The organism is Halomonas sp., from assembly GCF_041689495.1.
Classification (GTDB): Bacteria; Pseudomonadota; Gammaproteobacteria; order Pseudomonadales; family Halomonadaceae; genus Halomonas.
On sequence record NZ_JBDNGD010000368.1, the window covers coordinates 1 to 6076 of the forward strand.

General features: G+C 62.4%; 6 protein-coding genes. All 6 read right to left on the reverse strand.

Going from position 1 to position 6076, the window contains the following annotated elements:
• Nucleotides 1-491, reverse strand: a 491-nt coding sequence (locus ACESMD_RS11505) for an alpha/beta fold hydrolase (RefSeq protein ID WP_372613262.1), incomplete at its 3' end; no start/stop codon positions are given.
• A 9-nt stretch (nt 492-500) separates the two neighbouring features.
• Nucleotides 501-1247, reverse strand: coding sequence for an SDR family NAD(P)-dependent oxidoreductase (locus ACESMD_RS11510; protein WP_372613264.1), 747 nt, complete (start codon nt 1245-1247; stop codon nt 501-503).
• A gap of 87 nt (nt 1248-1334) precedes the next feature.
• Complete coding sequence (locus tag ACESMD_RS11515) at nt 1335-2780, reverse strand: MmgE/PrpD family protein (protein ID WP_372613266.1); 1446 nt, start codon at nt 2778-2780, stop codon at nt 1335-1337.
• A gap of 59 nt (nt 2781-2839) precedes the next feature.
• On the reverse strand, nt 2840-4348 hold the full coding sequence (locus ACESMD_RS11520; protein WP_372613268.1) for a tripartite tricarboxylate transporter permease: 1509 nt from the start codon (nt 4346-4348) through the stop codon (nt 2840-2842).
• Between the two features lie 70 nt (nt 4349-4418).
• Nucleotides 4419-4958 (reverse strand): tripartite tricarboxylate transporter TctB family protein, encoded by a 540-nt coding sequence (locus ACESMD_RS11525; RefSeq protein ID WP_372613270.1) that lies wholly within the window; start codon nt 4956-4958, stop codon nt 4419-4421.
• A gap of 32 nt (nt 4959-4990) precedes the next feature.
• Nucleotides 4991-6010, reverse strand: coding sequence for a Bug family tripartite tricarboxylate transporter substrate binding protein (locus ACESMD_RS11530; protein WP_372613272.1), 1020 nt, complete (start codon nt 6008-6010; stop codon nt 4991-4993).
• Nucleotides 6011-6076 lie beyond the last annotated feature (66 nt).

Here is a 6076-nt window from a genome sequence, read left to right on the forward strand (position 1 = left end):
GACTCGGTGGCCCACCCCTTGCTGATATGGGTCAACAGATGGTGGGTGGGGACGATATCGAGCACGGCGAGCTTCTCGACACGATCGGGATGATCCAGCGCCAGCCGATGCCCGACACGGCCACCGCGGTCATGGCCGGCGACCCGGTAGCGGCTGAAGCCCAGGCGCTCCATTACCTCGACCTGATCCTGGGCCATGGCGCGGAAGGAATAGGCCGAATGGTCCTCGCCACCATCGGGTTTACTGCTGTCGCCATAGCCACGCAAATCAGGTGCTATAACGGTATATTCCCTGGCTAGCCGCGGGGCGATCTTGTGCCAGCTGACATGCATCAGGGGATTGCCGTGCAACAGCAGCAGTGGCGGCCCTTCGCCACCGACCACCAGGTTGATCTCGGCACTGGACGTCGGCAAGCGCAGGCGATGAAAGCCAGGGAACATGGAGCCTTCGACGGGCCTGGCAGAATCGGGGAGTTGCAGGGAGTCAGTCATCTGATTACCTCAGGGCATGTACCGGCCGCCATTGACGTGGATCGTTTGCCCGGTGACATAGTTGTCGTGGGGATCGGCGAGCGGCAGTACCATACGTGCCACATCCTCGGAGGTGCCAACGGGGCGTGCCCCCCCCTGCTCGCTGGCCGTGGGATTGGATTGTCCCGGCTTGCGCTCGGTCTCGATAGTGCCCGGTACCACGCAGTTAGCGCGTACGCGACCGATACCCTCCTCGGCCAGGGCGCGCGTTAGGCCGACCAGGCCAGACTTGGCGGCGATCACATGGGGCCGTTCGATCTTGGGTCTGTGGGCACCGAGGCCACCGAGATTAACGATCGCGCCACGGCGATCCTCCGGCAAGCGACGAAACAACTGCTGGGAGGTCAGAAAGGCCCCCGTCAGCACCACGTCGATCACCTTCTGCCACTGGGCACGAGTCATTTCGATCAGCGGGGCATGGGGGCGGTTCGCTGCGCCATTGACGAGGATCGACACCGGCCCCAGCCTGGCTTCGGCGTGATCGAAGATTCTCGCCACGTCATGCTCGTCATCGACGGAGGCGAGCAGCCCCGTGACAGCGGCCCCCTCCCCGCCCAGTTCCGCCAGGGCCCTGCCGAGGGCCGAGGAGTCGCTACCACCCACGATGCATACGGCGGCACCGTGATGCTGAAGTCCCTTGGCGATGGCCAGGCCGATATTGCGCGTGCCACCGGTGATGACGGCGGTGTGCCCGCCGAGTTCCAGATTCCAGGTCATGCATGCTCTCCTTTCGCCATTGTATAAACGACATGGCCCGGAGCCAGTACCCCGGGCCATATCGAGTCAGGGCGACAATCCCGCTGATCAGGCGCTCATCAAACGGGTCAGCTCGCGAATCGAACCCAGGTTCTCGAGGTCACGAACGGCCTCGATGAGTGCCTCGGTCTTGTCCTTGCTCCAGCGGGCGAACTCGGCGCAACCACGGAACTTGTCGGCGACCTCGTCATAGCTCATCGGGTTGGCGGGGCTCCCCTTGCCGAAGTCCGCGCGCCCGGAAATGGTGCGACCATCCTTCATGTGTATATCGATGATGGTGGTCATCTTGTCGTAGCCGGCGGCCTCGGCCTCCGGATGCACGTGGAAGTTGACCCGCTCGATCATCTCCTTGACGTCGGCACGTTCGACCACCTCGTCGGTGAATTCCGGCAGGCTGCCACGCCGCTCCAGCAGCAGGATCGCCATGCAGAACTCCATCGAGAACTTGGCCTGCAACTCGTTGGTGGGACGATGGTGGATCAGGGCATTGGGCATGTTGTGATTGGTGCCCACGTCGACCCGCTCGACCTCCTCGGGCTTGATGTCGTGCTCGAGGATCAGCTCCAGCATCCTGGTCATGCCCGGGTGGGTCAGGGAGCCGGAGGGGTTGGGCTTGATGGAGACGCCCGGGTCGAGAAAGGTCCAGGGCTTGCCGAGCTTGCCGGAAATCGCCTCGAGCATATAGCCACCGCCATGTGCCTGGAAGAAGCCGCGCGGAGACTCGAGGATCTTGTCGGTGGCGGTCCAGCCAGCGCGGGCGAAGTCCGCCGCGACCACCCCGGACTCGGAAGAGCGACCGGCATGGAAGGGCTTGGTCATGGTGCCGAAGTTCTCGCGCAGACCCGCGGACTGGCTGGCGGCAATCGCCAGGGCACGCAGGGTAGTCGCCTCATCGAGGCCATAGAGGCGAGAAACCGCCGACGCCGCCGCCAGGGTGCCGCAGGTGGCGGTGGCGTGGAACCCTTGCTGGTAATGGCGGGGGGAAATCGCCTCGGCCACCTTGGTCTCGACCTCCACCCCCAGGTGGTAGGCCAGCATCAGGTCCTTGCCGGTCATGTCCTGGGTCTCGGCAATCGCCAGGGCCGCCGGCAGGCAGGGCGCTGTCGGGTGGGTCAACAGGCCGTAGACCCGATCCGGGCCCGAGGCCAACTGGGTGTCATCGTAGTCATCGGCATGGATACCCACGCCATTGGCGAAGGCGGCAAAGCGCTCGGGGACTCGCATGTCGGTACCGATCACCGTGGCATTCCCGTTCACGCCCTGGCCCTTGAGGTATTGCTGAACGATATGCCCCGATTCGGCCGCGGAGCCCGAGAGGGCCAGCCCGATACCATCCAGGATGGATTTCTTGCCCACCTCGATCAATTCGGCGGGAAGCGACGCATAGTCGGTCGTCAGCACGAACTGGGCGACCTCGCGGGTCAGGCCCTCGCCATGCCTGGAGGTGATGTCCGGGGTGAACTTCTCGATCGTACCCTGGGAGTTCTGCGACATGGTGACGTCTCTCTAATTGGTTGCGCTGTCGACGCGATGAATGGATGAATGGAGGAATGTCATGACGTCGGTGACCTCCTGAACCGGCGAATCACTCGCATGACCATCGGCTTGATGAAGGGGCTGGCCAGACTGAGGGCGGTCATGGCGAAGAAGAGGTTGCCGACCGCGCTATCGAAGAAGCGTGTCCAGTCACCGTTGAAGATAATCATCGATTGCGACCAGTTCTTCTCGATCAGCTCACCCAGCACCAGACCCATGACGAAGGGCGCCGGCCCGAAACCATGCCGGAGGGCGAAATAGCCGATCAAGCCGGCAATCAGCATCACCCACACATCGAACATCTGCTGCTGGTAGGCGAAGGCCCCCACAACGGCAAAGCAGAACACCGACGGCCAGAGAAAGGTACGCGGAATCAGGGTGATCATGGAGAAGACCTTGGCACCTAGCAGACCGATGACCAGGAAGGCCACGTTGGCAATCAGCATGGCCACGAAGATCGCATAGAGGATTTCCGGGGTCTCACGCATCAGGAAGGGCCCCGGACGGAAGCCATGCATGATCAGAGCAGCGAGAATCACCGCCGTGGTGCCGCTGCCGGGAATCCCCAGTGCCAGGGTAGGCACCATGGCCCCACTGGTGCCAGCATTGTTGGCCGCCTCGGGCCCAGCGATGCCCTCTATGGATCCCTTTCCGAACTCCTCGGGATGCTTCGACCAGCGCTTGGCTTCGTTGTACCCCATGATCGCCGCCACCGTGGTCCCCTCGGCGGGGAGGATGCCGATGATGGTGCCGATACCGGTGGAGCGAAGGATGGTTTTCCAGATCAGGCGCAGATCATCGCGGCTGGGCAGACGCACGGCCACCGAACGGATACGCTCGAACACGGCATCGCCGGCCTGGGACTGCTTGAGCATCTCGGAGATCGCGAAGATACCGATCAGGACCGGCACGAAATCGATACCATCATAGAGTACCGTGGTGCCGAAGGTGAATCGCTCGACCCCGGTCACCAGGTGGATACCGACCATGCTGACCATGACACCGAAGAAGCCGGCGATGAGGTTACGAAGTGACGACTTGCCGCTGATGGCCGCCAGCATCGACAGCCCGAACAGCGTCAGGGCGAAGTATTCCTGTGGCCGGAAACTCAAGGCCACCGCGGCCAGCAAGGGCGCCGTGACGATGAAGATAAACAGGCTCAGGATGCCGCCAGAGACACTCGAGATGGCGGCCACACCCAGGGCACGACCGGCCTCGCCACGCTGGGCAAGCGGGTAGCCATCCAGGGCAGTGGCCACGGCAGGTGGTGCACCGGGGGCATTGATGAGGATGGCGGTGATCGACCCGCCGAAAGTACCGGCACAGTAGAGTGCCGCCATCATGGCGATGGCCACGACGGGATCGAGCCCTATGGTGAAGGGCAGCAGCAGCGCGACCGCCATGGTCGAGCTCAGGCCCGGCAGGGCACCGACCAGGACGCCAAGGAGCACTGAAGCCAGGATGAGCATGATGCTCACCGGATTCAGGATGATCTCGAGGCCCAGCAGAATTGCATCGATATTCAAGGTAACCCCCAAACAGGCTAGTCAGTTATTTATTGTCATGGAAATGTGGCTGTCGAGCGGGCCGCATAGCCTAGCCGAGCCAGTTACCCACCACGCCGGGCAGGAAGTTCACCTGCAGGCCGCTGGAGAACAACAAGTACAGCAGGGTGGGAAACAGCAGTGCATAGGGGATCAGGAGCTTGAGCCGACGTTCACCCCATAGCAGGGGCAACCCCGCCGCCGCCAGCAATAATCCCACCAGGGTACCCAGGATGGGCATGATGCCGACCACGATGAGCATGGCAATACCCGTCACGAAGACGATGGGCAGAGGGCGATCGCGACGATCGCTGTCCAGATCAATGCCCTGCTCGCGCTTCTGCAGGTGCTCGAAGGGCAGCAGCAGCGCCAGCCCGATGATCACGATCAGCAACAATTGAGGAAATGTCTGAGGCTGTACGTTCTGCGCCAGCGACGCCGGCACATTGTCGAACAGGAAGGTCCGCCAGAACAGAAAGGCGCAGATCGCCAGAACGATCAACGCCACTTTCAGATCCAGAGGGTGAAGGAGAGAGGATGCGGGGCCCTGCCCCGCATCGTCGCCGGCACCGTGTGCAGGCTTCTTGGTCATCGTTTACCTACCTCTTAATAAACGAACTGGGTTTACTCGTCGAGCAGACCAAGCTTGTCCATGGCCGCATAGGCTGCCTCATATTCTTCCTTGATCTGCTCATCCCAGACATCGGCACCGGCGATGTTCCTGTCCGGGTCGAGACCAGTGTTGATCAGGTATTCCTGGAAGCGATCAGTCGCCATGCCAGCGAGAATCATGCTCTCCATTTGCTCGACTATCGCGTCCGGGGTATCGGCGTGGACGTAGTAGCCGCGGGTCGTGGAGGCATGCACGCCGTGATCGTATTCATAGGTGCTCGGCACATCCGGCAGGTCGCCGACACGCTCTTCGGCGAGCAGTGCCAAGGCGTGCAGATCACCTTCCTGGATCAGCGGAAGAGCCTCACTGATGTTGGCGAGGGTGGCATCGACCGCACCGGACCGCAGTGCCGTGAGCATGTCGCCGCCACTACCGAAGGGCACGACGCGCACATCGAGTTCGGCCACTTCGGCCCAGCGCTCGATACCGATATGCTCGGTGCCCCCGACCTGGGCGACCCCCCAGGTCAGTGCCTCTTCCTGGGAAGCAGCCACCAGCTCTTCGTAGGTCTGGTAGGGACTGTCGGCACGTACCACGATCACCGAGGGATCGTCCATGGCGCGAACCAGGCCCCTGATGTCGTCGATGCCGATCGGCGACTTGCCACGCGCGATGGTGTAGAGGTGCGTCTGGGTCAACGCCATGATGGTGTGACAATCGACGCCACGGGTCGCCATGTACTCTTGAGCCGCACGCGCACCGCCGCCCTGCTTGTAGACGATGGTGATGTTTTCGTCGATCTGCTCGGCGGCGCCATCCATCCACATGCGCATGGTGGTGTCGGTGCCACCACCGGCCGAGGCATGCGAGACGAGCTCGATCGTGTCATGGGGCCAGCCGTCAGGGTTGCAGCTCTCGCTGTCCTGAGCGGCTGCACTCAGAGGAAAGGCGGCCATCGCGAGGGCGATGGAGCCTGCCAGGAGATGGCGCTGATGGCTGACGGCGTGCGTGAAATTATGCATGGATTTCATTTTTCATCCTCTTCGTCTGTTCTGTGTCTTGTTTTACGGACTCGGATATCACGCTGGGATCACTCC